Origin of the sequence: Streptomyces sp. RP5T, assembly GCF_003933965.1 — a bacterium.
Lineage (GTDB): Bacteria > Actinomycetota > Actinomycetes > Streptomycetales > Streptomycetaceae > Streptomyces.
Genome location: NZ_RSAJ01000929.1, coordinates 1 through 2,209 on the forward strand (window position 1 = coordinate 1; position 2,209 = coordinate 2,209).

The 2,209-nt window shown below is 73.3% G+C and carries 2 protein-coding genes; one reads left to right on the forward strand and one right to left on the reverse strand.

All coding sequences use genetic code 11. The annotated features are described in order from the left end of the window. Positions 1 to 51: 51 nt before the first annotated feature. Positions 52 to 1,632 carry a PstS family phosphate ABC transporter substrate-binding protein gene (locus EHS43_RS43055; RefSeq protein ID WP_125195886.1) on the forward strand — a complete coding sequence of 527 codons (1,581 nt, stop codon included), beginning with the start codon at positions 52 to 54 and terminating at the stop codon, positions 1,630 to 1,632. Positions 1,633 to 1,663: 31 nt separating this feature from the next. Here EHS43_RS43055 and EHS43_RS43060 read toward each other — a convergent pair. Next, positions 1,664 to 2,209 (reverse strand): SLATT domain-containing protein (locus EHS43_RS43060; RefSeq protein ID WP_260470983.1); only part of this gene is annotated, 546 nt, incomplete at its 5' end.

Genomic DNA, 2,209 nt, shown 5'->3' on the forward strand with positions numbered 1-2,209 from the left:
GCCGTACGGTGGTCGGACGAGCGGACTGCGGGAGTTGCGGGGGCACCCACAGTGGAGTGGCTGAGCGCGGAGAACGTCGTGGCGGTGGGGACCGCCGTCCTCGGCATCGTCGCGTCCGGGATCATGGTCTGGTACGAGCGCCGGGTGCCGCGCAGGAAGCGGATCGGATACCGGGTCCAGATGGACAACCCGATCGGCGACGACGTCCGAAGAGGCCGGGCTGGGGGTGCCCCCTTCGGGGGAGTCAGACTCGGGCTCTTCGACGAGGCCCCCGACATGGCGGACGCCACCCTCGTCCTCCTCCGCATCGAGAACGACGGCTCGCAGGGCATCGACCGGGACGACTACACGGGCCCCGAACGGCACGGTCTGACCGCCGTGTTCAGCGACCGGACCGTGCGCGGGGTCTCGGTCACGCAGCCGGTCGACACCGACCACCTGATGGACCACTTCACCCCGGAGCGCGGCTTCGGCTACGAGGACAACCGGCTGCGCATCCCGCGCGTCCCCCTCAACCGCGGCGAGCACTACAAGCTCCTCGTGCTGCTGTCAGGCGGTGACGTGGGCCGTCCGATCCGGATGACCGGCGGCATCAGGGACGGCGAGGTGCACCCCAACCGCAGCGCCACCCCCGACGAGATCCCGCCCGTCCTCAGCCCGGCGGCACGCGTTCTCACCGGGCTGCTCACCGTCTTCGTCCTGGTCCTCGCCACGATCGTGGTCGCCCGCGACGACACCCCGCCCCCGCTCGGCTGCGAGACGGGACGCCTCACGGCGACCGGCTCCACCGCCTTCGCCCCGGTGATCAGGACACTCGCGAAGGAGTACGAGAAGGACTGCGAGGGAGCCGACATCACGGTCGAGGCGCGCGGCAGCGAGGCCGGGGTGGCCCAGCTCGCCGCCACCGGTGCCCGCTCGGCGAAGGAGGCGCGGTCCGTGATCGCCTTCTCGGACGGCCCGATGGGCGACCGCCTCGGCCTGCACGGCGAGCGGATCGCCCTGTCGGTCTTCACCCTCGTCGTCAACGACGGCATCGATCTCGGCGCGCGCGGGCTGACCCGGGCCGAGGTGCAGCGCCTGTACCGGGGCGAGGTCAGGCGCTGGAGCGACCTGAACGCCTCCCGGCCCGCCGGTCTCCCGCGCCTGCCCGGCCTGCCGGTCGTGCTGGTCAGCCGGGACGCCTACTCGGGGACCCGGCAGATCTTCCAGGAACGGGTGCTGGCCGGGGCCTGGGAAATGACCCCCACGACCTCCCTGGACTGCGACCCGCTGAAGGACAGGGCGGTGGCCGCGGCCGCCCGTCCCGCCGTCACCCGCTGCGAACTCGCCTCCACCGAGGACGTGCTGGACAAGGTGGCCGCCCAGCCCGGCGCCCTCGGCTACAGCGAACTCACCCTGGCCACCGGCCACGAGGGTGTGCGCCGGGTGCCGCTGGACGGCGAGGCGGCCTCCGTCGGCCACCTCGGCCGGTACCCCTACCGGGGTGTCGAGTACGCCTACACCCACCGTTCCCCGGCCCCCGGTTCCCTCGCCGCGAGCTTCCTCGCCTACCTCGACGAGGGCACGAGCCAGGACGTGATCCGGGAGCAGGGACATCTGCCGTGCGGGCGGGCGGCGGCCCCGTGCGACTGACGGGCGGTGACGGAGGTCGTACCGAGCCGGCTCACCGGGGCTCCGGCGGCCGCTGGCGCGGCATGTTCGGGCGGGCCGGCGGTCCCGGCGGGAGCGGGAAGCGTCCCTGAGCGGCTCCGGTGTCCTGGCGTCCCCCGGAGGTCACCGCCCCCTGGATGCCCATCGGCGCGGACCCGTTGCGGAACTCCACGATCCAGTCGGCCGTCTCCACCCGGATCAGTTCCGTCACGTCCTCGGAGAAGCGCCGCAGGACGCCCAGGCAGCGCTCCGTCGCCTCCGCGGCCGTGCCCTCCGTGGGGCCGAGCACCTCGCGCACGCACTCCGAGGCCCAGTCGAACTGGAGGGCCTGGAGGCGGCGCTGCACGGCCTGCGCGGTGGCCACGTCCCTTATCCAGCCGGAGGTCACGCCGAAGTAGCGGTCCACGGCCACACAGGCCACCGCGAGGAGCAGGGCGAGATCCGTCAGGGCGGACCCCGGCCCCAGGACATCGCAGGCGTCGATCTCGGTGCCGTCGTCCGTCAGGATCGTGCGCTCCACGACCTCGTACGGGCCCAGCAGGCCCTCCACACCCCGCCG